This window comes from Thioclava nitratireducens (genome assembly GCF_001940525.2).
GTDB classification, from domain to species: domain Bacteria; phylum Pseudomonadota; class Alphaproteobacteria; order Rhodobacterales; family Rhodobacteraceae; genus Thioclava; species Thioclava nitratireducens.
The window spans coordinates 3,872,937-3,896,371 of record NZ_CP019437.1; the positions used below are offsets into that span (position 1 = coordinate 3,872,937).

General features: G+C 64.5%; 23 protein-coding genes. 13 read left to right on the forward strand and 10 right to left on the reverse strand.

Annotated features, from left to right (window positions below):
- Positions 1-40 precede the first annotated feature (40 nt).
- Positions 41-727: a response regulator transcription factor gene (locus tag BMG03_RS18585; RefSeq protein WP_075776812.1), complete on the reverse strand. Its 687-nt coding sequence runs from the start codon at positions 725-727 to the stop codon at positions 41-43.
- A gap of 142 nt (positions 728-869) precedes the next feature.
- On the opposite strand from BMG03_RS18585, the gene ribA reads away from it, so the two are divergent.
- Both ribA and BMG03_RS18595 read left to right on the forward strand, forming a co-directional pair.
- Positions 870-1,946, forward strand: coding sequence for a GTP cyclohydrolase II (gene ribA / locus BMG03_RS18590; protein ID WP_075776811.1), 1,077 nt, complete (start codon positions 870-872; stop codon positions 1,944-1,946).
- A complete protein-coding gene (locus tag BMG03_RS18595; RefSeq protein WP_075776810.1) occupies positions 1,946-2,500 on the forward strand; it encodes a L,D-transpeptidase family protein in 555 nt (184 codons plus the stop codon). Before ribA ends, BMG03_RS18595 begins: the two co-directional genes overlap by 1 nt.
- On the opposite strand, the gene BMG03_RS18600 is transcribed toward BMG03_RS18595, so the two are convergent.
- Both BMG03_RS18600 and BMG03_RS18605 read right to left on the reverse strand, forming a co-directional pair.
- A complete protein-coding gene (locus tag BMG03_RS18600; protein WP_075776809.1) occupies positions 2,497-3,150 on the reverse strand; it encodes a YggS family pyridoxal phosphate-dependent enzyme in 654 nt (217 codons plus the stop codon). The two genes, BMG03_RS18595 and BMG03_RS18600, sit on opposite strands and share 4 nt — an antisense overlap.
- 99 nt (positions 3,151-3,249) lie before the next feature.
- Entirely contained in the window at positions 3,250-4,275 is a 1,026-nt protein-coding gene (locus tag BMG03_RS18605; RefSeq protein ID WP_075776808.1) for a porin, read from the reverse strand.
- Positions 4,276-4,625: 350 nt separating this feature from the next.
- Between BMG03_RS18605 and BMG03_RS18610 the strand changes: the two genes are divergently transcribed.
- From BMG03_RS18610 to BMG03_RS18630, 5 genes are all read left to right on the forward strand, one after another.
- The gene (locus BMG03_RS18610) at positions 4,626-5,171 is read left to right on the forward strand and encodes a DUF3576 domain-containing protein (protein ID WP_075776807.1); all 546 of its coding nucleotides are present in this window, start codon (positions 4,626-4,628) and stop codon (positions 5,169-5,171) included.
- A 152-nt stretch (positions 5,172-5,323) separates the two neighbouring features.
- Positions 5,324-7,882, forward strand: a complete 2,559-nt coding sequence (gene leuS / locus BMG03_RS18615; RefSeq protein WP_075776806.1) for a leucine--tRNA ligase — start codon at positions 5,324-5,326, stop codon at positions 7,880-7,882.
- Positions 7,869-8,366, forward strand: a complete 498-nt coding sequence (lptE, locus tag BMG03_RS18620) for an LPS assembly lipoprotein LptE (RefSeq protein WP_075776805.1) — start codon at positions 7,869-7,871, stop codon at positions 8,364-8,366. The genes leuS and lptE overlap by 14 nt, the downstream gene beginning before the upstream one ends.
- Positions 8,363-9,385: a DNA polymerase III subunit delta gene (holA, locus tag BMG03_RS18625; RefSeq protein ID WP_075776804.1), complete on the forward strand. Its 1,023-nt coding sequence runs from the start codon at positions 8,363-8,365 to the stop codon at positions 9,383-9,385. Before lptE ends, holA begins: the two co-directional genes overlap by 4 nt.
- Positions 9,382-10,569, forward strand: coding sequence for a TIGR03862 family flavoprotein (locus BMG03_RS18630; protein WP_075776803.1), 1,188 nt, complete (start codon positions 9,382-9,384; stop codon positions 10,567-10,569). The genes holA and BMG03_RS18630 overlap by 4 nt, the downstream gene beginning before the upstream one ends.
- A 45-nt stretch (positions 10,570-10,614) precedes the next feature.
- Here the strand turns inward: BMG03_RS18630 and BMG03_RS18635 are convergent, their stop codons facing one another.
- Complete coding sequence (locus tag BMG03_RS18635) at positions 10,615-11,211, reverse strand: glutathione S-transferase family protein (protein WP_075776802.1); 597 nt, start codon at positions 11,209-11,211, stop codon at positions 10,615-10,617.
- A gap of 172 nt (positions 11,212-11,383) precedes the next feature.
- Here BMG03_RS18635 and BMG03_RS18640 point away from each other — a divergent pair, with 172 nt between their 5' ends.
- On the forward strand, positions 11,384-12,619 hold the full coding sequence (locus BMG03_RS18640; protein WP_075776801.1) for an MFS transporter: 1,236 nt from the start codon (positions 11,384-11,386) through the stop codon (positions 12,617-12,619).
- Here BMG03_RS18640 and BMG03_RS18645 read toward each other — a convergent pair.
- Entirely contained in the window at positions 12,607-13,458 is an 852-nt protein-coding gene (locus tag BMG03_RS18645; RefSeq protein ID WP_075776800.1) for an SDR family oxidoreductase, read from the reverse strand. The genes BMG03_RS18640 and BMG03_RS18645 overlap by 13 nt on opposite strands.
- 101 nt (positions 13,459-13,559) lie before the next feature.
- On the opposite strand from BMG03_RS18645, the gene ade reads away from it, so the two are divergent.
- The 4 genes from ade to BMG03_RS18665 all read left to right on the forward strand — a co-directional run bounded on the left by ade (position 13,560) and on the right by BMG03_RS18665 (position 18,216).
- Positions 13,560-15,362, forward strand: a complete 1,803-nt coding sequence (ade, locus tag BMG03_RS18650; protein ID WP_075776799.1) for an adenine deaminase — start codon at positions 13,560-13,562, stop codon at positions 15,360-15,362.
- Positions 15,359-16,834, forward strand: coding sequence for an AMP nucleosidase (locus BMG03_RS18655; protein ID WP_075776798.1), 1,476 nt, complete (start codon positions 15,359-15,361; stop codon positions 16,832-16,834). Before ade ends, BMG03_RS18655 begins: the two co-directional genes overlap by 4 nt.
- Before the next feature lie 131 nt (positions 16,835-16,965).
- A complete protein-coding gene (locus tag BMG03_RS18660; protein WP_075776797.1) occupies positions 16,966-17,253 on the forward strand; it encodes an HU family DNA-binding protein in 288 nt (95 codons plus the stop codon).
- An 87-nt stretch (positions 17,254-17,340) separates the two neighbouring features.
- Positions 17,341-18,216 carry a DMT family transporter gene (locus BMG03_RS18665; RefSeq protein WP_075776796.1) on the forward strand — a complete coding sequence of 292 codons (876 nt, stop codon included), beginning with the start codon at positions 17,341-17,343 and terminating at the stop codon, positions 18,214-18,216.
- Between the two features lie 36 nt (positions 18,217-18,252).
- Here BMG03_RS18665 and BMG03_RS18670 read toward each other — a convergent pair whose 3' ends face one another.
- The 3 genes from BMG03_RS18670 to dapD all read right to left on the reverse strand — a co-directional run bounded on the left by BMG03_RS18670 (position 18,253) and on the right by dapD (position 20,797).
- A complete protein-coding gene (locus tag BMG03_RS18670; RefSeq protein WP_075776795.1) occupies positions 18,253-19,527 on the reverse strand; it encodes a lytic murein transglycosylase in 1,275 nt (424 codons plus the stop codon).
- Positions 19,528-19,611: 84 nt separating this feature from the next.
- Complete coding sequence (locus BMG03_RS18675; protein WP_075776794.1) at positions 19,612-19,977, reverse strand: hypothetical protein; 366 nt, start codon at positions 19,975-19,977, stop codon at positions 19,612-19,614.
- Positions 19,970-20,797, reverse strand: a complete 828-nt coding sequence (dapD, locus tag BMG03_RS18680) for a 2,3,4,5-tetrahydropyridine-2,6-dicarboxylate N-succinyltransferase (protein WP_075776793.1) — start codon at positions 20,795-20,797, stop codon at positions 19,970-19,972. Before dapD ends, BMG03_RS18675 begins: the two co-directional genes overlap by 8 nt.
- Before the next feature lie 82 nt (positions 20,798-20,879).
- Here dapD and BMG03_RS18685 point away from each other — a divergent pair, with 82 nt between their 5' ends.
- Positions 20,880-21,701, forward strand: a complete 822-nt coding sequence (locus BMG03_RS18685; RefSeq protein ID WP_075776792.1) for an LOG family protein — start codon at positions 20,880-20,882, stop codon at positions 21,699-21,701.
- A gap of 9 nt (positions 21,702-21,710) precedes the next feature.
- Here BMG03_RS18685 and BMG03_RS18690 read toward each other — a convergent pair whose 3' ends face one another.
- On the reverse strand, positions 21,711-22,421 hold the full coding sequence (locus BMG03_RS18690) for a gamma-glutamyl-gamma-aminobutyrate hydrolase family protein (protein WP_075776791.1): 711 nt from the start codon (positions 22,419-22,421) through the stop codon (positions 21,711-21,713).
- Positions 22,418-23,377 carry an amidoligase family protein gene (locus tag BMG03_RS18695; RefSeq protein WP_075776790.1) on the reverse strand — a complete coding sequence of 320 codons (960 nt, stop codon included), beginning with the start codon at positions 23,375-23,377 and terminating at the stop codon, positions 22,418-22,420. Before BMG03_RS18695 ends, BMG03_RS18690 begins: the two co-directional genes overlap by 4 nt.
- Between the last annotated feature and the right edge of the window lie 58 nt (positions 23,378-23,435).

A 23,435-nucleotide genomic window follows, 5' to 3' on the forward strand; every position in this document is an offset into this window, starting at 1 on the left:
GCGCGCGTCACGCAGCCCATGCCGCGCGAAACGCTTCAGTTCAGGCCACCAGTCGGTAGCCGCCCGATTCCGTCACCAGCAGGCGTGCATTCGAGGGATCGGGCTCGATCTTCTGACGCAGGCGATAGATATGCGTCTCGAGCGTGTGGGTGGTGACACCCGCATTATAGCCCCAGACCTCGTGCAGCAGCACGTCGCGCGGCACCACGCCGTCGGTCGCGCGATAGAGGAACTTGAGAATATTGGTTTCCTTCTCGGTCAGACGCACCTTGCGGTCCTTGTCGTCGACCAGCATCTTCATCGCGGGCTTGAACGTATACGGGCCGAGCTGGAATACGGCGTCTTCGGACTGTTCATGGGTGCGAAGCTGGGCGCGCAGACGGGCCAGAAGCACCGGGAACTTGAAAGGCTTGGTGACGTAGTCGTTGGCGCCGGAGTCGAGGCCGAGGATCGTATCGGCGTCGGTGTCATGCCCGGTGAGCATCACGATCGGGCATTTCACACCGCTTTTGCGCAGCTTCTTGCACAGTTCACGGCCATCGGTGTCGGGAAGGCCCACATCCAGAACGACGAGGTCGTAAAGCGTCGATTTCGCCTTATCTACAGCTTCGTGACCATTGCTGGCCTCGAACACCTCGAAATCATCGGTCGCGACGAGCTGCTCGGCGAGCGCCTCGCGCAGATCGTTGTCATCGTCAACCAAAAGGACCTTCTTCAATGATGCCATGTCCTGAGCCTCCATTTGCGTTTGACGAATAGCTGTTGCCCTTTCACAGCGATGGCAAGGGTGGTGAAACCTATCTCACGCTGACGTGTCGAATCACCGGCAGATATTTCAATTTGTTACAGTCGAGGCTATCTCAGAGCGCATGACCGGTACCTATTCCCTCGGGCCGAGCCCGGCTGAACGACTGAATCGCGCCCGCGCCGATCTGCGCATGGGGCTGCCCGTCTTGCTGTCAGATCACCTCGCGGTGGCGGTCGAGGCGCTCTCGCCCGAGCGGCTCGCGGCGTTGCGCGCGCTGGGGCCGTTGACGCTGGTGCTGACCGCGCGCCGGGCCGAGACGCTGAAAGCCCGGGTCTATGACGCCGATATCGCCCGGATCGAAGTGCCTGCAGACGCCGATCTGCTCTGGCTGCGCGCGCTCGCCGATCCGGCAGACGATCTGCGCGTGCCGATGAAAGGCCCGCTCAAGGCCCTTCGCGGCGGCGATGCGGATCTCTCCCGTGCCGCTATCCGGCTGGCAAAGTCCGCCCAGCTTCTGCCCGCAGCGCTGATGGTCGCAGCGCCCGACCCCACGCCGACGGATCTGACCTGCATTACCGCCGAAGAGGCGCTCGCCGCTGCCGACATTCCGCAGGCTTTCGCCCCGGTCTCTGCCGCGCGCGTGCCGATGCGCGCCGCCGAAGCGGGGCGCCTGCATATCTTCCGCCCCGACAATGGCGCCGAGGAGCATTACGCGATCGAGATCGGTCGCCCCGATCGCTCGAAACCGGTTCTCGCGCGGCTGCATTCGGCCTGTTTCACCGGCGACGTTCTGGGCTCTCTGAAATGCGATTGCGGCCCGCAGCTGGACGCGGCGCTGACGCTGATGGGCCATGAGGGCGCGGGCATCCTGCTCTATCTCAATCAGGAGGGGCGCGGGATCGGGCTTGCCAACAAGATGCGCGCCTATTCGCTGCAAGATCAGGGATTCGACACGGTGGAGGCGAACCACCGCCTCGGCTTCGAGGATGACGAGCGCGATTTCCGGATCGGCGCGGCGCTGCTGCGCAAGCTCGGGTTTTCGCAGGTGCGGCTGCTGACCAACAACCCCGCCAAGGTCGCGATGCTGGAGGCCAACGGCATCGACGTGACCGAGCGCGTGCCGCTGAAGGTCGGCATGAGCCGCCATAACGAAAACTACCTCGCCACCAAGGCGGCGAAATCGGGGCATATCCTGTGATGCGCCTGACGCCCACCGGCCTGCTGTTTCGCGGCCGCCGTTTCCCGGTCGAGATCGGCCGCGGCGGCATCACCGGCAGCAAGCAGGAGGGCGACGGCGCGACCCCCTCGGGGCGGCTGCACATCCTGCGGATGTTCTACCGCGCGGATCGAATTGTCGCGCCTCAAGACTGGGCCGAACCGATCGGGCCGCGCGATCTGTGGTGCGACGCCTCCGAGGATTCGGCCTATAACCAATTGGTTCGCGCACCCTACCCCGCCTCGCATGAGGCGATGCGGCGCGCCGATCCGCTTTACGACATCGTACTGGTCACCGATTGGAACTATCCGCAGGCGCAGGCAGGCAAAGGCTCGGCCATCTTCCTGCATCAGCGCCGCCGCGCGGGCTACCCTACCGCAGGCTGCCTCGCCTTCCGCCGGGACCACCTGATCTGGATCGCGCGGCATGTTGCACCGGGCGAACCGCTCGACATTCCAATTCGGCTTGGAGGAAATATCCTCCGGGGGTCCGGGGGCGGAAAGCCCCCGGCGCTCGACGCCCGGGACAAAGCTTAGGAATAGTCGCGCGCGCCGAAGATTGCCGAACCCACGCGCACATGGGTTGCGCCCGCCGCGATCGCTTTCTCGAAATCCGAGCTCATCCCCATCGAGAGACCGTCGAGCCCGTTGCGCCCGGCCATCTCGGCCAGCATCGCGAAATGCGGCGCAGGGTCTTCGGATTCGGGCGGGATGCACATCAGCCCGACGATCGGAAGATCCTTCGCCCGCATGTCCGCGACGAAAGCGTCGACATCATCGGGCAGCACGCCCGCTTTTTGTGGCTCCTCGCCAGTATTGACCTGAATGAAAAGATCGGGAGACGCCCCGCGCGCCTGCGCCAGATTGGCCAGCTTCTTGCCCAGCGAGGGCCGGTCGAGCGTGTGAATTGCCTCGAACAGCTCCACCGCCAGCTTCGCCTTGTTCGACTGCAGCGGCCCGATCATGTGGACTTCGCAGCCGGGAAATTCCTCGCGCCAGGCGGGCCATTTGCCTTGCGCTTCCTGCACGTAGTTTTCGCCGAAGAGCCGATGCCCTTCGCGCAGAACCGCCTCGACCCGCTCGGCGGGCTGAACTTTCGACACGGCGATCAGCTTCACCGATCCCGCGTCGCGCCCTGCCTCGTCTTCCGCTTTCGCGATCCGCGCCTGAATGTCACTCAGTCCCATCTGGCCCTCCCTCGTCAGCGCGCCCAAGAAACACCGAAGGGCCCAAAAAGAAAAGAGCGGGCGCAAGGCCCGCTCTTCCCATCGTTCTGTCCCGAAGGATTAGAACGAGAACTTCACGCCGAGGTCGGCAACCATGTCCGAACCCGTGAGGTCGTTGTCAGCAACGCCGCCCTTGATGGTCGCGCCGCCGCCGAGGTCGTACTCAGCGCCGAGACCGTACCAGGTCACGTCTTCGTTCGAGCCGTTGAACTTAGCGTGCTGCACGTAGCCACCAACGGTGGTCGCACCGAAGACCGACGAAGCACCGATACCGTAGTAATCAATGTCGAGATCTTTGCCAGCATGCGCGATGTGGGCTTTGACCGAGGTGTTGCCGAACTGAGCGACACCGGCGAGAGTGACCATGTCAGCTTTGCCGTCGACGGTGCCAACGGTGACAGTGGGGGGGGTGGTGGAAGAATCCGTGGAGGTTCCGGTGAAACGCCCATCAAGATACTCGTAACCCAAACCAACGGTGTAGTTGCCGAAGGTATATGCACCCGCGATGGCGTACTCTTGAGACGCATCGGTCGAGTTAGCTTTGCCGTCCGACATCGACGCTGCGACCGAGAACGCACCAAAGGTGCCGGTGTACAGCAGGTTCGGGCCGGTGTTGGCGACAGAGAACGTGGTGGTGGCGCTGCCGGTCGACGTGGCCGCCATGGTCGCGACGTTCTTACCAACATTGCCGCCGTTATCGCCGGTCAGGTACATGATGTCGTTGCCGTAGCCGTCCATCGAGGACAGATCGGTGTAGCCGACTTCGTAGTAGTCGCCGAACAGAGCTTCCGAAGCGCCGACGACGTCGCCCATCGAGAGCTTGCCGAATGCGCCGGAGATGTAGACCGAAGCAGCGGTGCCGTTGGTGGCAGCAGTCGCTTGGTCAGCGCGCATGGAGCCGCCGAACTCGAGGCCACCGTCGGTGGTGCCCGAAGCGGTGAACGAGACGCGGATACGGCTCGAGAAGTTCCAGTCGGAGCCGTTGTACACGACACCCATGCGGCCGTCACCGCCAACCGAGACCTCAGCGGCAGCGATGCCAGCCGAGAACACGAGCGCGGTCGTCGCGAAGAGAACCTTTTTCATCGTTTTCCCTCATTGTCTTACAGGTAACCCCCAACCTGGGGAATCCGAAGTTGGGTATGACGGTGTTTTCTCTCCCCACCCCTTTTATTGCAACTCAAAGCGCCCGCCCCGGTCGAATAGGGTGTTTGATGGTGCAGACATGTCACAGTAACGTCAGCCCGCCCTTGCAGCCTTTCCTTGCCATCACCTCGCGATAGCCCTCATGTGCGTGTATAGCGGCACAAGACCCGCGAATGGCAGCGGGCCGATCGGGCGAATTCCGGGGCGAAAAGGGAAAAACCTTGTCGGGCTTGGGGCCATGGGCTAGAGAAAAGGCAACCAATGACGCAGGCCGACGGGGACAGCTTCGCATGACTTCCAGAACCCTTTTGAAACGCACGGCAATTCTGGGCCTGTGCCTCGCGCTCGCAGGCTGCGGCAAGGGTATCTCGAGCGGCAACATCTTCTCGGGTAGCGGTGGCACCCCCGCGCAGCGCGATGCCAATCAGCTCGACCACCTGTCCGGCTCCAACGAGGCCGTAATCGACGGGCCTTCGCGCCGCGTTCAGAAGAAATCCACCGTGTGGGACCTCTTCAGCGGCAAGGGCGATCCGAACATCACCGTCGAGGTGAACAAGTATCTCTGGCAGGCTTCGCTCGAAGTGCTCGACTTCCTGCCGATTCAAGAGGTTGACCCCTTCTCCGGCGTCATCGTGACCGGCTACGGCACCCCGCCGGGCGGCGGTCGCGCCTACAAAGCCACTGTTTACGTCACCGATCCGGCGCTCGATGCGCGCTCGCTGAAAGTGTCGATCCGCACCCGGGGCGGAGCAGTTTCCGCCGATACGCAGCGCGCCGTGGAGAACGCGATTCTCACCCGCGCACGTCAGCTGCGGGTCCGCGACTCGCAACTCTGATCCCGAAAGTCGACCGCAGGACGCATTCAGATCCCCGCCCGAGCCAGCCTCCGGCGGGGATATTTCTGTCCAAATGAGCGCGGCGGCTGGACCTCGCCCCCAAGGCCAGTGTAGCAAGCTCGCGCAGAATTCGACGTGATGAGGGGCCCGACATGGCACGCTACGAACCGAGCCAGAGCGAGACGAAATGGCAAGAGGCCTGGAACGAGGCGGATCTCTTCGCCGCGCGCCGTGATCCGGCCAAGCCGAAATATTACGTCCTCGAGATGTTCCCTTACCCGTCGGGCCGCATCCATATGGGCCATGTGCGCAACTACACGATGGGCGACGTCGTCGCGCGCTACAAGATGGCGAAGGGCTTTTCCGTGCTGCATCCGATGGGCTGGGATGCTTTCGGGATGCCCGCCGAGAACGCCGCGATGGACAATGGCGGTCACCCGAAGGACTGGACCTACGGCAATATCGCCGTAATGAAGGATCAGATGAAGCCGCTGGGCCTCTCGATCGACTGGTCGCGCGAATTCGCGACCTGCGACCCGGACTATTACGGCCAACAGCAGGCGATGTTCATCGACATGCTCGAGGCCGGTCTCGTCTATCGCAAGAACGCGGTGGTGAACTGGGACCCGGTCGACATGACCGTGCTTGCCAATGAACAGGTGATCGATGGCAAGGGCTGGCGCTCTGGCGCCGAGGTCGAACGCCGCGAGCTGACGCAGTGGTTCTTCAAGATTTCCGACTATGCCGAAGAACTGCTCGACGCGCTCGACAACCTGAAAGACTGGCCCGAGAAGGTGCGCCTGATGCAGGCAAACTGGATCGGGAAATCGCGCGGCCTGCAATTCGCCTTCTCGACCGTCGATGCGCCGGAAGGTTTCGACCGGCTGGAGGTCTACACGACCCGCCCCGACACGCTGCGCGGTGCTAGCTTTGCGGCGATCTCGCCCGATCACCCGCTCGCCAAGCATCTGGAGCGTCACGATCCCAAGGTCGCGGAATTCGTCGCGAAATGCCGCGCGGGCGGCACAACAGAAGAAGCCATCGAGACTGCCGAGAAGCTCGGCATGGACACCGGCATCAAGGTCCGCCACCCGCTCGACACTAGCTGGGAACTGCCGGTCTATATCGCGAACTTCATCCTGATGGATTACGGCACCGGCGCGATCTTCGGCTGCCCGGCGCATGACGCGCGCGACTTCGAATTCGCGACGAAATACGAGCTGCCGATCACGCCCGTTTTCGAGCCGCTCGAAGGTGACTATCCCGACGCCGAATACGTCCCGCTGAAATCGGAAAAAGTCCGCTATATCCGCGGCTTCGCGGGCGACGAAGTGCAGACCGGCGAAGAGGGCGTAGCAGCCGCGATCGCCTTCTGCGAGGAAAACGGCATCGGTCAGGGCGTGACCAAGTTCCGCCTGCGCGACTGGGGCCTGAGCCGCCAGCGCTACTGGGGCTGCCCGATTCCGGTCGTGCATTGCGAGACCTGCGGTGTGGTGCCGGAGAAGAAGGAAAACCTGCCCGTCGAGCTGCCTTACGACGAGGACGGCCAGAAGATCGACTTCTCGATACCTGGCAACCCGCTCGACCGTCATCCCAGCTGGCGCGACTGCACCTGCCCGAATTGCGGCGGGCCGGGTCAGCGCGAGACCGATACGATGGATACCTTCGTCGATTCGAGCTGGTATTACGCGCGCTTCACCTCGCCCGGCGCCGCCACGCCGACCGATCCGGCCGAGGCCGAGTATTGGATGAACGTCGACCAATATATCGGCGGCATCGAGCATGCGATTCTTCACCTGCTCTATTCGCGCTTCTATGCCCGCGCGATGCACAAGACCGGCCACCTGCCAGCGAAAGCGATCGAGCCGTTCGATGCGCTGTTCACGCAAGGCATGGTGACGCACGAGATCTACCTCACGCGCGACGCCAAGAATCGCCCCGTCTACCACCTCCCCGAAGAGGTCGAGGACGGTAAGCTGAAGGCGACCGGCGAAGCGGTCGAGACCATCCCCTCGGCCAAGATGTCGAAATCGAAGAAGAACGTCGTCGATCCGATGAACATCATCGCCGAGTTCGGGGCCGATACCGCCCGCTTCTTCGTGATGTCCGACAGCCCGCCCGAGCGGGACGTGGAGTGGACCGCCGCTGGCGCCGAAGCCACGTCGAAATTCCTCGCCCGCGTGCACCGCATTGCCGACGATATCGCCAATTCGGATGCGCCCGCGAACGAGGCCGAGGATACGGCGCTGCTTAAGGCCACCCACAAGGCGATCGACGAGGTCACCAAATCGATCGAGGGCTTCACCTTCAACAAGGCGGTCGCGACGCTCTACGGCCTGACCAACACGATGTCGAAATCGAAGGCCGGGGCCGAGACCAAGCGCGAAGCGATGAAGCTGATGGCGCAGCTGATGGCGCCGATGGTCCCGCACCTCGCCGAAGAGGTCTGGTCGATGCTGGGCGGCGAAGGCTTCGTGATCGCAGCCCCTTGGCCAGAGGCGGACCCGGCCCTGCTAGTCGAGGATTCGGTGACGCTGCCGATCCAGATCAACGGCAAGCGCCGCGCCGAGATTTCGGTGCCCAAGGACATGCCGAAGGAAGAGGTTGAAAAGCTGGTTCTGGCCGACGAAGCTGTGGTCAAGGCGCTGGCCGGTGGCCAGCCCAAGAAGCTGATCGTTGTGCCGGGGCGGATCGTCAATGTGGTCATCTGACAGACGCGGATTTCTGGGGCTCGCGGGGGCCGCTGGCCTGCTCGCGGGCTGCGGCTTCACCCCGGCCTACGGGCCTCAGGGCGGGGCTGCGAAACTGCTCGAAGGGGTCGAACCGGCTGCGCCCACGACGCGCGACGCCTTCGCCCTCGTTCAGCAGCTGTATGCCCGGCTCGGCCCGTCGCAGGCCACCCGCTACCGGCTCGATTACAAGATCGACACCGAGGCGGTCGGTCAGGGCATCTCGCCCGACAACGCGACCACGCGCTACCAGTTGAACGGCACTGTGGATTACACGCTGCGCGATGCGGCCGATAACGCCGTACTGCTGACCGGACGCGTCACCTCCTTCACCTCGTGGTCCGCGACCGGCACCGTGGTCGCCTCACAGGCCGCGCAGGAAGACGCGCATCGCCGTCTGATGGTGATCCTTGCCGATCAGATCGTAACGCGCCTGCTGTCCCAAGCACCGAGCCTTCCGGAATGAAACTGACCGGCGTAGCAGCGACCCGCTATTTCGCCAAACCCGAGCCAGAGCGCACCGGCCTGCTGATCTTCGGGGGCGATGCGATGCGCGTGGCCCTCCGCCGTCAGGAAGTCATCGCCGCATTGATTGGCGCAAAGGGCGAAGAGGAGATGCGCCTGAGCCGGATCGCGGGCGGCGATCTGCGCAAGCAACCCTCGCTGCTGCTCGATGCGATCAAGGAGGTCGGCTTCTTCCCTGGCCCGCGCGTGGCCTTCGTCGAAGACGCGACCGACGCGGTAGCCGATGCAGTGAAAAACGCGCTCGACGCATGGCGCGAAGGCGATGCGCAGATCGTGATCACCGCAGGCTCGCTCGCCGCGAAATCGAAGCTGCGCAAAGCTTTCGAGGGTCACAACAACGCCTATTCTGTAGGGATTTACGACGACCCGCCGAGCCGCGAGGAAATCGAGGATATCCTGCGCCGCGCCGGTCTGCGCGACATCTCGAACGACGCGATGACCGATCTCGTGGCGCTGTCGCGGGCACTCGATCCAGGCGATTTCCGCCAGACCGTCGAAAAGATCGCGCTCTACAAATTCGGTGACACTACGCCGCTTGCCCCTGCCGATGTGGCTGCCTGCGCGCCGTCTTCGGTCGAGGCAGGCGTCGATGACGTGCTCTCCATCGTGGCCGAGGGCCGCGCGCCCGAGCTTGGTCCGGTTATGCGGCGGCTGGAAAGCCAAGGGGTGCAACCCGTGCAGCTCGCCATCGCCGCGATGCGCCATTTCCGCGCGCTGCATGCCGCGGCCTCCGACCCGCAAGGCCCCGGTGCAGGCATCGCCCGGATGCGTCCACCGATCTTCGGCCCGCGCCGCGACCGGATGCAGCGGCAGGCGCAAAGCTGGGGCATGTTCAAGCTGGAGACCGCGCTGAAGGAACTGGTCGAGACCGACCTGACCCTGCGCTCCGCCAGCCGCGCGCCGCAGATGGCGGTGATGGAGCGCGCGCTGATGCGGCTCGCGATGCTGGCCCGGCGGTGAGCGCGGCGGCGAAATCCGCGCTCGTCATCGGTGGTGGCCCGGCGGGACTGATGGCAGCCGAGGAACTGGCGCGGGCCGGTGTCGCCGTGACATTGGCAGAGGCCAAGCCGACGCTCGCGCGCAAATTCCTGATGGCGGGAAAGTCCGGGCTGAACCTGACCAAGGATGAGCCGCTCGACGTCTTCCTGTCCCATTATTCCCACCCGCAGATCGCCGCGATCACGCGCGCGTTCGGCCCCGAGGCGACGCAGAGTTTCGCCCGCGATCTGGGTGTCGAGCTGTTCACCGGCTCCACCGGTCGGGTCTTCCCGAAAGTGATGAAAGCCTCGCCGATGCTGCGCGCCTGGATCGCGCGCCTCGAATCTCTCGGCGTCACGATCCACACCCGCTGGCGCTGGCAGGGCTTCGACGGCGACGCGCTGATCTTCGACACGCCCGAGGGGCGCCAGAGCCTGAGCCCCGATGCCACGATTCTCGCGCTTGGCGGCGCAAGCTGGCCGCGGCTTGGCTCGGATGCGGCATGGGCGCCTTGGCTGAGCGCGAAAGGCGTAAAGATCGCCCCCTTTGCCCCCGCCAACATGGGGTTCGAGATCGACTGGTCAGCGCATATGGCAAACCAGCTCGGCCAGCCCGTGAAAGGGGCCGCGCTGATCACGCCGACCCGGCGCACGCGCGGGGAATTCGTGATCTCGGAGCGTGGCCTTGAGGGCGGCGGCATCTATGAACTCTCCGCCGAGTTGCGCGAGGGCGCGCCGCTGAGCCTCGATCTCGCCCCGGATCAAAGCGCCGAAGACCTCGCCGCGCGGCTTGCGAAGATCCCGCCCAAACAGAGCCTTACGAACCGCCTGCGCAAAGGCGCGAAGCTGGACCCGGTGAAACTCGCGCTCGCTCTGGAATGGGGGCGCCCGCTACCCAAGGACCCGACGCAACTTGCGACAACGCTCAAATCCTTGCCCGTGCCTCTCGGTGCGCCGCGCCCGATCGCCGAGGCGATCTCCAGCGCGGGCGGCATCGCGTGGGACAGCCTCACCGACGATCTGGAACTGACCGCCCTGCCCGGCCTCTACGCCGCAGGCGAAATGCTCGACTGGGAGGCCCCGACGGGCGGCTATCTGCTGACCGCCTGCCTCGCCTCCGGCCGCCATGCCGGACGCGCCGCCGCGCGACAGCTCGCTTCTTCTTGATAGAAAATCCCGGGGGAGGTCCGTAGCACCGGGGGCAGAGCCCCCTTACTCGTCCCGCTTCGCCACCGCGCGCCTATAGGCGGGGCGCGCCCGCATCCGGTCGTGATATTCGCTCAGCCGATGCTCGACGATCGGGAATTTCGCCATCAGCGCCCAGTCGAGGCAATGCGTCAGGATGATATCGGGCACGGTCATTTCCTCGCCCATCACGAACTCCCCATCCCCCATTCGGTGGATCAGCGTGCGCTGCGAGCGCTCGAACTCCCAGCGCAGGGAATTCTTGATGCCCGACAGCCGCAGCTCTTCGGGCAGGACGAAACTGTGGCGCGCGGCGGTCCAGAGATTCGCATCGAACTCGTCGAGCAGGAATTGCGTCAGGCTGTCCTGCCGCGCACGCTCCAGCGTACCCGCCTCATGGGTGAACTTCCCATGCGCATCAGCAAGATAAGTGAGGATCGCGGTGGAATCGGTGATCGGCGTGCCGTCGACAACGAGCACCGGCACCTTGCCTGCCGGGTTGAAGGCCACGACATCCTCCGAGCGCGGCGCGGCCCGCACGTGCTGATACTCCGCGCCCAGCTCCTCCAGCATCCACAACACGCGCAGCGTCCGCGAGCCGACCGTTCCGATAACCGTATACATCCTGCCTCCCCTCGAAAGTCACGCCATTGGGCCATGGCTGCGGGGGAGGTTCAAGAGCGGCTCTGGGGCATTCCCGCGCGATTGTGACCGAGACAAGCTCGCGATTGACGCGCTGCAGCATCCATGGCGATATGCCGCCCGCGCGGAAGGGAGATCCGCCGGGAGACGTAGAATGACACAAGGCAGACTGTTCACGCCGGTTCTGATCGGAGGGGCCGTGATCCTGATGCTGAGCTTCGCCATCCGGGCGAGCTTCGGCGTTTTCCAGATTCCGATCGCCAGCGAGTTCAACTGGCCACGCGCCGAATTCTCGCTCGCCATCGCGGTGCAGAACCTCGCCTGGGGCATTGGTCAGCCGATCTTCGGCGCGATTGCCGAGCGCTGGGGCGACCGGCTGGCGATCATCCTCGGTGCGCTGGTCTATGCGCTCGGCCTCGTGCTCTCGGCCTTCGCGGTGGAGCCGGGACAGCATCAGCTTCTGGAAATCCTCGTGGGTTTCGGCATCGCGGGCACCGGCTTCGGCGTGATCCTCGCCGTGGTAGGCCGAGCGACCTCGGACGAGAACCGCTCGCTCGCGCTTGGCATCGCGACGGCAGCAGGCTCGGCCGGTCAGGTCTTCGGCGCGCCGATGGCGGAGCTGCTGCTAGGCCATTTCCCGTGGCAGACCGTCTTCGTGATCTTCGCCGCCGTGATCCTCGCCTCGCTGGCCTTCCTGCCGCTGATCCGCGCGCCTGAGCGCGCCAGCCGCGAAGAGATGGCCGAGAGCATGGGCAGCGTTCTGATGCGCGCCTTCCGCGATCCGTCCTACACGCTGATCTTCCTCGGCTTCTTCTCCTGCGGCTATCAGCTGGGCTTCATCACGGCGCATTTCCCCGCGATGGTGACCGAGATGTGCGGCGCGGTGCCGCCCGGATCGTTGCTGGCCGGGATCGGGATCGAGACCACCTCGGCGCTCGGCGCCGCCGCGATCTCGGTGATCGGCCTCGCCAATATCGCTGGCACGATCTATGCGGGTTGGGCGGGCAAGCGCTGGTCGAAGAAATACCTGCTGGCGGGAGTTTACCTGCTGCGCACCTTCGTCGCCGCCGCATTCATCTTGACGCCGATGACGCCCGCGACGGTGCTGATGTTCTCGCTCGCGATGGGGGCGCTCTGGCTCGCGACCGTGCCGCTGACCTCGGGGCTGGTCGCGCATATCTACGGGCTTCGTTACATGGGCACGCTTTACGGGATAGTCTTCTTCTCGCACCAGGTGGGCGCCTTCCTCGGCGTCTGGCTGGGCGGCAAGCTCTACGACATCTACGGCGATTACACGCTGGTCTGGTGGGTCGGCGTGGGCGTGGGTGCCTTCTCGGCCATCGTCCACCTGCCCGTGCGCGAGAAGCGGGTGGAGCTTCAGCCCGCCTGATCGAGAAGCGCGCGCAGCCCTGCGCGGTAATCCGGATAGCGCAGCGTGACTCCGAGGTCGTGTTTGATCTTGTCGTTTCGCACTCGCTTGCTCTCCGCATAGAAGCTGCGCGCCATCGGGCTGAGATCGGCCTCCTCGAACGGCACCTCGGGCGGTAGCGGCAGGTTGAGTAGTTCCGCAGCATAGGCGATCACGTCCTGCGGCGGCGCGGGATCGTCGTCGCAGACATTATAGACCGCGCCCGGATCGGGACGGTCGATCGAGGCGAGCAGCACCTGCGCGATGTCCTCGACATGAATGCGCGAGAAGACCTGCCCTTCCTTGATGATCCGCCGGGCCTTGCCCTGCCGCACCTTCTCGAAGGGCCCGCGCCCGGGGCCGTAGATGCCCGCGAGCCGGAAGATATGCAGCGGCAGGTCATGGGCTGCGGCCAGCGCGCCCCAAGCCGCCTCGGCCTCCACCCGCGCCTGCCCGCGCTTGGTCGAGGGGGTCAGCGGCGTTGCCTCATCGACCCAGCCGCCCGCGTGATCGCCATAGACGCCGACGGTCGAAAGATAGCCGATCCACTCCAGATGCCGCGATGCAGCGATTTCGGAATGCTGCGCAGCGAGGACCGGATCACCCTCCTGTCCCGGGGCCACCGAAGACAGCAGATGCGTCGCTTGATCGAGCGGCAGAGGCCCACCTTCCCAGACCAGCGGCTCCACGCCTTCGCTGCGCAGCATTTCGGCCTTCTCTGCGCTGCGCGTAGTGCCGATCACGCGCCAGCCACGCGCCAGAAGAAGCGGTGCGAGTGCACGGGCGGAATAGCCGTGTCCGATGGAAAGAAGCGTCGGCATCACGGCCTCCTTTGCGTTTCTGTCATCCGTCATAGGTAGAGGCTGTGTGAAGGCATAACAACGTCTCTTGAACCTTCCCGCATGCAATGACAGGCTTGGACATGGAACAGAAGAACAAGATCAAATCCTGGCCCGAAGCCGCACCGCGATTGATTGCCGTGGCTGCCGGGCGCGAACCTGCCGACCTCGTGATCCGGGGTGGCAAATGGGTCAATGTTCACACACGAGAGGTTCTCGACGGCTACGATATTTCCGTGGCCGAGGGGAGATTTGCTGCCGTGGCCCCCGATCTATCGGACAGCATCGGACCCGATACCGAAGTGATCGAGGCCGGAGGGCGCTATATGGTGCCGGGCCTGTGCGACGCGCATATGCATATCGAGAGCGGTATGCTCACGCCCGCCGAATTCGCCGCCGCCGTGATCCCTCACGGCACGACGAGCATGTTCACCGATCCGCATGAGATCGCGAATGTGCTGGGGCTCGACGGCGTGCGGATGATGCATGACGAGGCGCTGATGCAGCCCGTCAACATCTTCACCCAGATGCCCTCCTGCGCGCCCTCTGCGCCCGGGCTGGAAACGACGGGCTTCGAGATCACCCCCGAAGATGTGGCCGAGGCGATGACATGGCCCGGCATCATCGGTCTGGGCGAGATGATGAACTTCCCCGGCGTGATCAATGCCGACCCGAAGATGCTCGCCGAGATCGCAGCGACGCAGAACGCGCATAAGACCGTGGGCGGACATTACGCCTCCCCCGATCTGGGCGCGCCGTTCCGCGCCTATGTCGCGGGCGGGCCCGCCGACGATCACGAAGGCACCTGCGAGGCGGACGCGATCGCGCGGGTGCGCAACGGGATGCGCTCGATGATGCGGCTGGGCTCGGCTTGGTATGACGTGGAGACGCAGATCACCGCCGTCACCGAGAAGGGTCTCGACCCGCGCAATTTCATCCTGTGCACAGATGACTGCCATTCCGGCACGTTGGTGAATGACGGGCATATGAACCGCGTCTTCCGCCACGCCGTGGCGTGCGGGGCAGATCCTCTGGTCGCGCTGCAGATGTGCACGATCAATACCGCGACCCATTTCGGGCTGGAGCGCGAGCTGGGCTCGATCACGCCGGGCCGCCGGGCCGATGTGATCCTGACCTCGGATCTGGCGACCCTGCCGGTCGAGCAGGTCATCGCACGTGGGCGCACGGTGGCGAAGGATGGAAAGCTGCTGGCGGACTGCCCGCATTACGACTGGCCTGAAAGCGCCCGCAACACGGTGCATCTGGGCAAGACCCTTACCGCCGCGGATTTTGAGATCGCGGCACCGGAGGGCGCTAACACAGTGACCGCCAAGGTGATCGGCGTGGTCGAGAACCAGGCCCCGACCAAGGCGCTGACCGCAGAGCTGGACGTGACCGACGGGCTCGCCCAGCCCGACACCGCCAAGGACATCGCCCAGATCGCGCTGGTGGAGCGCCATCAGGGCACGGGCGGCGTCACCAACGGCTTCGTCTCGGGCTTCGGCTACAAAGGGCGCATGGCCATGGGCTCGACCGTGGCCCATGACAGCCACCACATGATCGTGGTCGGCACCGACCGCGAGATGATGGCCGCCTGCGCCAATGCGCTTGGCGAGATGGGCGGCGGAGTCTCGGTCTGGAAGGACGGCGAAGAAATCGCCGCCGTCCCGCTGCCGATCGCAGGGCTGATGTCGGACGATCCGGCACAAACGGTCGCCGCGCGCGCCGCCAAGATGGTCGAGGCGATGGGCGCCTGCGGCTGCACTTTGAACAACGCTTACATGCAGCATTCGCTGCTCGCGCTCGTCGTCATTCCCGAGATCCGCATTTCGGATCTGGGACTTGTCGACGTGACGCGTTTTGAACTGACGGATCTTTTTGAATGAACGAAACGCTAGACCTCATCACCCCGGAAACCGCGGCTGCGGAGAGCTTCACCGATGCCGCCGAGGCCGTCGCCCGGCTCGAGGCGCTCTATGACGAGGCGACCGCCTTCCTGCTCGAGAAATTCAACGAGACGTTGGAGAGCAAGACCGCGCGGAACCGCTTTCGCGCCTTCTACCCGGAGGTGCGCATCTCTGTGCCATCGCATATCAAGGCCGACAGCCGGCTGAGCTTCGGCCATGTGGCGCTGCCGGGCACCTACACGGCGACGATCACGCGCCCCGACCTGTTCCGCAACTACCTGACGCAGCAACTGGGCCTGCTTATCAAGAACCACAATATCCCGGTCACGGTCGGCCCGTCGGAAACCCCGATCCCGGTGCATTTCGCCGTCGCCGCGCATCCGGAAGTGACGGTGCCGCAGGAAGGCGTGCTCGACTTCTCGCTGCGCGACGTGTTCGACGTGCCGGACCTTGCGGGGATGAACGACGATATCGTCAACGGCATGGCGGGGCCGAACCCGGACGGCTCGGGCCATCTCGCCCCCTTCACCGCGCAGCGGGTGGATTACTCGCTGGCGCGCCTGTCGCATTACACCGCGACCAAGGCCGAGCATTTCCAGAACCACGTGCTGTTCACGAACTACCAGTTCTATGTGGACGAGTTCGAGGCCGTTGCGCGCCGCCTGCTGGGCGACAAGAACTCGGGCTATACGAGCTTCGTCGCGCCGGGCAATCAGGAGATCACCGATCCGCAGGACGAGATCCCGGGCCTTGCGAAACTGCCGCAGATGCCCGCCTATCACCTCAAGCGCGCCGATGGCGGCGGGATCACGCTGGTCAATATCGGCGTCGGCCCCTCCAACGCGAAGACCGCGACGGACCATATCGCCGTGCTGCGACCGCATGCCTGGCTGATGGTCGGTCACTGCGCGGGTCTGCGCAATTCCCAGCAGCTGGGCGACTTCGTCCTCGCCCATGCCTATCTGCGCGAGGACCACGTGCTCGATGACGACCTTCCCGTCTGGGTGCCAATCCCGGCGCTGGCCGAGATCCAGATCGCGCTGCAGGAAGCGGTGGCAGAGGTGACGAAACTGGAAGGCTACGAGCTGAAGCGGATCATGCGCACCGGTACGGTAGCGACGATCGACAACCGCAACTGGGAGTTGAGAGACCAGTCAGGCCCGGTACATCGGCTGAGCCAGTCGCGCGCGGTTGCGCTCGATATGGAAAGCGCCACGATCGCCGCGAACGGTTTCCGCTTCCGGGTGCCCTACGGCACGCTTCTCTGCGTCTCGGACAAACCGCTGCATGGCGAGCTGAAGCTGCCCGGCATGGCGACCGAATTCTACCGCACCCAAGTCGCGAGCCATTTGCTGATCGGCATCCTCGCGATGGAGAAACTTCGCGAGATGCCTCTGGATCGTATTCACAGCCGGAAATTGCGTAGCTTCGAGGAAACAGCTTTTCTGTGACGTGGGAAAAACCCGCGCATTCTGGGAAAAGGGCTTGCCATGCTCAATAAAAACGTGTGGAACATGGCCCACCAACCGTGCAACGCGGACGAAATTGACCCTGGATTACCGGGGCGGAGAGAGGAACGAACATGTCGAAACCGATGACCAAGACCCAGCTGGTGGCAGCCCTCGCCGAGGCGATGGACGCCGACAAGAAGACGGCTTCGGCCGCGCTCGACGCAATCACCGACGTCGTCACCAAAGAAGTGTCGAACGGCGGCGCCGTTACCCTGCCGGGCATTGGCAAAGTCTACTGCCGCGAGCGCCCCGAGCGCATGGTCCGCAACCCGGCCACCGGCGAGCAGATGCAAAAGCCGGCTGACAAGCAGGTCAAAGTGACCGTGGCGAAAGCGCTCAAGGACAGCGTGAATTCCTGATCGCAGGACTCTCTCTAGAGAGGGACAGCCAAGTTTTTAGGGCGCCCGCGAGCAATCGGGGCGCCCTTTTTCAGGCCCGGAGGAAAGATGGATCTGCGCGCGATCGGAATGGGGCTCGCCTTTGCCCTGATGTGGTCTTCGGCTTTCACGTCCACGCATATCATCGTGGCGGAGGCGCCGCCCCTTGCGGCGCTGGCGTTGCGGTTCGCCCTGTCCGGCGGGATCGGCATCGCGCTTGCGCTGGCCTTCGGGCAAAGCTGGCGGCTGAGCCGGGCCCAATGGCGCGCCACGATCATTTTCGGTATTTGTCAAAACGCGCTCTACCTGGGGTTTAACTGGGTCGCGATGACGACGGTCGAAGCCTCGGTCGCCGCGATCATCGCCTCTACCATGCCGCTGATCGTTGGCGCGCTCGGATGGATCGTCTTCCGCGACCGGATTCCGCTCCTCGGTATCGCCGGGCTGATCGCTGGTTTCGCGGGCGTTGGCATCATCATGGGGGCGCGGCTGCAAGGCGGGATCGATCCGTTCGGGCTGGGTCTTTGCGTCGCGGGCGCCTTGGCACTGGCAGTGGCCACGCTGACCGTGCGCGGCGCGAGCGGCGGCGGCGGCGGCGTCTTGATGATCGTCGGGCTGCAGATGCTGGTGGGTTCCGTGAGCCTCGCCGTGGTCTCCGCCTTCACCGAGCATCTGGACGTGACCGTCACGCCGAAACTGGCGCTGGCCTTTACCTATACGGTAATCGTGCCAGGCCTGATGGCGACCTGGGTGTGGTTCCGCCTCGTGGGCCGCATCGGCGCGGTGCGCGCGGCGACCTTCCACTTCCTGACGCCGGTCTTCGGCGTCGCGATCGCCTGGGCGGTGTTGGGCGAGCATGTCGACTGGCACGACGCGCTTGGCGTGCTGGTGATCGCAGGCGGCATTCTAGCGGTGCAGATCTCAAAGCAAGAGGCGCGGAGGTAACCCCCCCCCGCGCCCCTGAACTTTACGCCTAGCAATTCACGAGCCGCGCAGCACCTGCAGCAGCTCCAACGTGGCGTATCCATCGGGCGGCAGCCCGCGCGATTTCTGGAAGGCCACGATCGCCTTCGACGTATTCGCGCCGATTTTGCCGTCGGTCCCGTCCGTATCGAAGCCCGCCGCGGTCAACCTCTCCTGCAGCTCGACCTTCTGCTTCGAATTGAGCGGCTTGCCCGTGCGGGGCCAATCCTGCACGAAGGGCCCCTTCCCTTTCAGACGATCCGACAGATGCCCCACGCCGATCACGTAGCTGTCGGCGGAGTTGTAGCGCGAGATGGCGCGGAAGTTGCCGAAGATCATGAAGGCCGGTCCCTTCGCGCCTGCGGGCACGAGGATCGACGCCGAGCCATAATTCGGCACAGTGCCGCCCGTGGCCGAGCGCACGCCAAGCGCCGCCCAATCGGCAGGGCTCTTCTTCGTGCCCTTGCCGGTGAGGCCGTAGTTGAAGCCAGACGGCAGGATGACCTCGACGCCCCAGGGCTGCCCCTTCGACCAGCCCGAGCGCGCCAGATAGGCCGCCGTCGAGGCCAGGGCATCAGTTGGATCTTCCGACCAGATATCGCGCCGACCATCGCCGGTGAAATCAACCGCATAGGACAGATAGGAGGTCGGGATGAACTGCGTGTGGCCCATTGCCCCGGCCCAGGAGCCGGTCATGTGCCGCGCATCCACGTCGCCGGACTGGATGATCTTGAGCGCGGCGATCAGCTGCTTGGCGAAGAACTCGCCGCGTCGCCCGTCATAGGCCAGCGTCGCGAGCGCCGGGATGATCGCCGTCTTCCCACGATAGGCGCCGTAACGGCTCTCCATGCCCCAGATCGCGACGACGACTTCCTTGTCGACCCCGTATTTGCGTTCGATCGCATCCAGCTGCGGGCCATATTGGCGCAGCATTTGCTTGCCGGTGGCGACGCGCTCATCCGAGACCGCGCTGTCGAGGTAGTCCCAGATCGACTTGGTGAATTCCGATTGGTAGCGGTCGCGTTCGATCACCTTGGGATTGTAGCGCACGTCGGCCATCGCGCGGTTCCAGGTGTACTCGGTGATGCCGTTCGCCAGCGCGCGTGATTTGAAGCCCGCGAGCCAGGACTCGAAACGCGCTTCCGTTGCGGCGTCCGTCGGCGGGATCGGATCCGCCACGGGCGCGCTGCCCCGCGCCAGCGGCCGGGGCGAGGATTCGGGAGGCCCCGCACAGGCCGAGAGCGCGGAAAACGCCATGAATGTCAGTGGGATAATCTTGCCCGGAATTGCCATGTTGCCTGCTCGCTGTTTTGCCCTTTGAACCACTGTATCAACGGTTCGTGAGGTTTCAACGGGCGTCAAAAGACACTCTATGGCTTACTGCAGCGGCTTCTTGTCGTTGCCGAAAAACGGCTCCATCTGGGCGATGATCACGGAGTTCTCGTCGAGCGCCCGTTGCATCAATTCACGTTCAGCGTCGTCGATCTCGTGCCCCTGTTTTTCGCGTTCCGCGAGCGTGCCGTAACCCGTGACGTCAAGCGGCGCCATCTCGGCCTGCTTGAGGATCGCCACGGTCTCGCGCACGGCCTCTGCCTCGTCCACGCCCGATGCGTAGCAGAGCAGCCCCGCCCCGGACGCGCCTTTCGGCAGACCGTCATTGGGCGAGCGACCGACCTCGACCAGCAGGGTGAAGACCTGCTGGCGCGAGGGTTTCTTCTTCGGCTTTTCCGGCTTGTCAGTCACGCAGCAGCTCGTTGATGCCGGTCTTCGACCGGGTTTGTGCGTCGACGCGCTTCACGATCACCGCGCAGTAGAGGTTGATGCCGTTCTTGGACGGCATCGAGCCCGACACGACGACCGAATAGGGCGGCACTTCGCCATACATCACGTCGCCGGTCTCCCGATCAACGATCTTGGTCGACTTGCCGATATAGACGCCCATGCCCAGAACCGAGCCTTCGCGCACGATGCAGCCTTCGACGACTTCCGAGCGCGCGCCGATGAAGCAGTTGTCTTCGATGATGGTCGGGCCGGCCTGCATCGGCTCCAGCACCCCGCCGATGCCGACGCCGCCCGAGAGGTGAACGCCCTTGCCGATCTGCGCGCAGCTGCCGACGGTGGCCCAGGTATCGACCATCGTGCCCTCGTCGACATAGGCGCCGAGGTTCACGAAAGAGGGCATCAGCACCACGCCCGGTGCGATGTAGGCCGATTTACGCACGATGCAGTTCGGCACGGCGCGGAAACCTCCGGCTTTCCACTCGTTGTCGCCCCAGCCCTTGAACTTGCTGTCGACCTTGTCCCACCAGTGACCGCCCTGCGGGCCACCATCCTGCTGCTCCATGTCCTTCAGGCGGAATCCCAGCAGAACCGCCTTCTTGGCCCATTGGTTCACATGCCAGTCGCCGTTCTCGCGCTTTTCGGCCACACGCAGTTCGCCGCGATCCAGCGCGTTGAGCGTGTCCTCGATCGCCTCGCGGGTCTCACCGCCGGTTGACGGGGTGATCGTGTCGCGGGCTTCCCAAGCGGCTTCGATTGCAGTTTCGAGCGCGGCGTTCGACATGGGCAAATCCTCTTTCAGGTGGCCTTTACAGCGTTCAGCCTATAGTTGGTCAGAGCCAATCGCGCAATGAGCAGGTGCCCCTATGAAGGACGACACGACGCATTCGTTCCGCCACTCGCGGGAAGACGCGCAGACCGCAAAGAACATTCCCGACACGCCACAGACCCGCGCGCCCGCCTATCGGCTGGCCTATACGGACGTGGATTTCATGCTGCGCGACGAGCTGCGCCCGGTTCGGCTGCAGCTCGAATTGCTCAAGCCGCAACTGATCATGGACGAGCGCGGCATCGAGTCGACCATCGTCATGTTCGGCGGCGCACGCATCCCTGCCCCCGAAAACAAGGCGAGCGCCAAGACCGAATATCTCGCGGAACTGTCGGGTTACTACGAGGAGGCCCGCAGCTTCGCCCGCGCGATGACGGAGCGTTCGATGCAGGAATATGGCCGGGAGAACGTGATCTGCACCGGCGGTGGCCCCGGCGTGATGGAGGCAGGCAACCGCGGCGCGCATGAAGCGGGCGGACAGTCCATCGGCCTCAATATCGTGCTGCCGCACGAGCAGGCGCCCAACGAATTCGTGACGCCCGATCTGACGTTCAACTTCCACTATTTCGCGATCCGGAAGATGCATTTCCTGATGCGCGCCCGCGCGGTCTGCGTCTTCCCCGGCGGCTTCGGCACGCTCGACGAGATGTTCGAGGCGCTGACGCTGATCCAGACGGGGCGGATGTCGAAGATCCCCTTCATCCTGTTCGGACGAAAATTCTGGGAAGAGATCATCAACTGGGATCGGCTGGCCGAGGCCGGGACGATCTCGCCCGAAGATCTCGAGCTCGTCAGCTTCGTAGAGACCGCAAAAGACGCAGTCGCGATCATCGACGGCTGGGATTACGACAACTGCTGAGGCGTGGGCTCAGGCCTTCGCCTCGGCGCTGACCTCGGGAAGCTGCGCGCGATGTTCGACACCGGCGCGCGCGGCCGCCACCAGCGCCCGAAACAGCGCCCGTTGCCGGTGCGCATAGGTCAGGTATTCCGGGTGCCACTGAACGCCGAGGGCGAAAGGTTCCTCGATCCGCTCCACCGCCTGCACCATGCCCGAGCCGTCGCGCGCCGCGACCCGCAGGCCGTCGCCCAACCGATCCACCGCCTGACTGTGGAGCGCGTTAACCCGCATCGGCTCCAGGCCGGCCAGCGCACCGAGGCGGGTGCCGGGTTCGATCCGCACATCCTTTTTCGGCAAGAGCGTCGTGTGTTTGCGCGCGTTGTAATGGTCGTAGGCGTCCTGATGCAGATCACCGCCGAGCGCCACGTTGATCATCTGTGCGCCGCGGCAGATCCCCAGCACCGGCTTTCCTTGCGCCATCGCCTCCTCGACCAGACATTTCTCCAACTCGTCGCGCGCCGGATCGAGGACCGCGCTCGCGATCAGATCGCCGCCATACAGCTCTGGAGAGATGTCGTCGCCCCCGCCCACGATGACGCCATCGACATGGCGCACCTCGGCGCGTTTGCCCGCGACCCAGCGCACCGAACGCCCGCCCGCAAGCCAGACGCCGAAGGCGATGAAAGGATAGACCCGCCACCCGGTGCGACGCGAGGTCGATATGCCGATCAGAGGCTTCATTTATGCCCGGCAAGCCTCAGAATTTTCTCGCAGGTTTCGAGCCATTTCCCACCCAGCAGATGAAATTCGGTTTTCGCCGTCAACCATTCGCGACACATCAGACCCAGCAGTTCAGGGTCTGCCGCGAGCGTCTCCACGAACCACCAACGCTTCCATTCGTTATCGAGCGACCATGTCTCATCGTCGATGCGGCAATCGGGCAGCCGGAAATGGAAGGCGGGACGCGGCGAAACGGTGCCACCCTTCCCTTCTTCCGGCGCGATCAGGTCGGGTCGCAGTTCGCAGAAGATCGGAAGCATGTCGAGCCCGTGGTTCCGCGACAGCGTGTGCTTGCGATAAGCCAGGATCACCGCGTCGAGCGCGGCATCCGGGCCGAGCCGCGCCAAATCTTCGATCAGCTTCTTGGGGTAAGGGGCGGTGAAGGGCAGCACTTCGCGGGTCGCCTCGATCGGCCATGTCTCCCGCATCCACTCCTCGATCAGCGCGAAGGCCAGTAGAGGGCGGACGATGTCCTCTGCGTTGCTGGACGCGATCTCCGGGTTTAGGTGAAGCCCGAAACCATAAAGCAGCGACCGACCGGTTCCTTCCGCGCCCTCGCTGCGCAGCAAGTCAAGGAAATCAGATAGCTGCAGGAGCCCTTCGCGGTCCAGCGGATCGGTCACGATCTCGACCGGAATGACCTCGCGCCCGATGCGTAGACCAAGCTCTTTGAGCGTCCCACCGGCTTGTTTGCGCAGCGAGATATCGAGATAGACCTGCAGATCGCCGAGCTTCGTACCGGTGACTTCCCAGTCCTGACCGTCGCTGCGCTGCGCCTCGCCGCCCAAGGCCCGCGCAGCGATCTGCGCGATGCGCGCCTCGGTCAGCCCCGCGAACTCGATCTCCACGCCGGTGCGGCGCGGTTTTCCCTCGGCATTGCAGGGCTTTGGCAGCGGGGCGATGGCCTCTCGCGTCATGACGTCTCCGGAAACTAGCCACACCCAGCGTCAATGCGGACCCGGCGAAGCGGGTTCC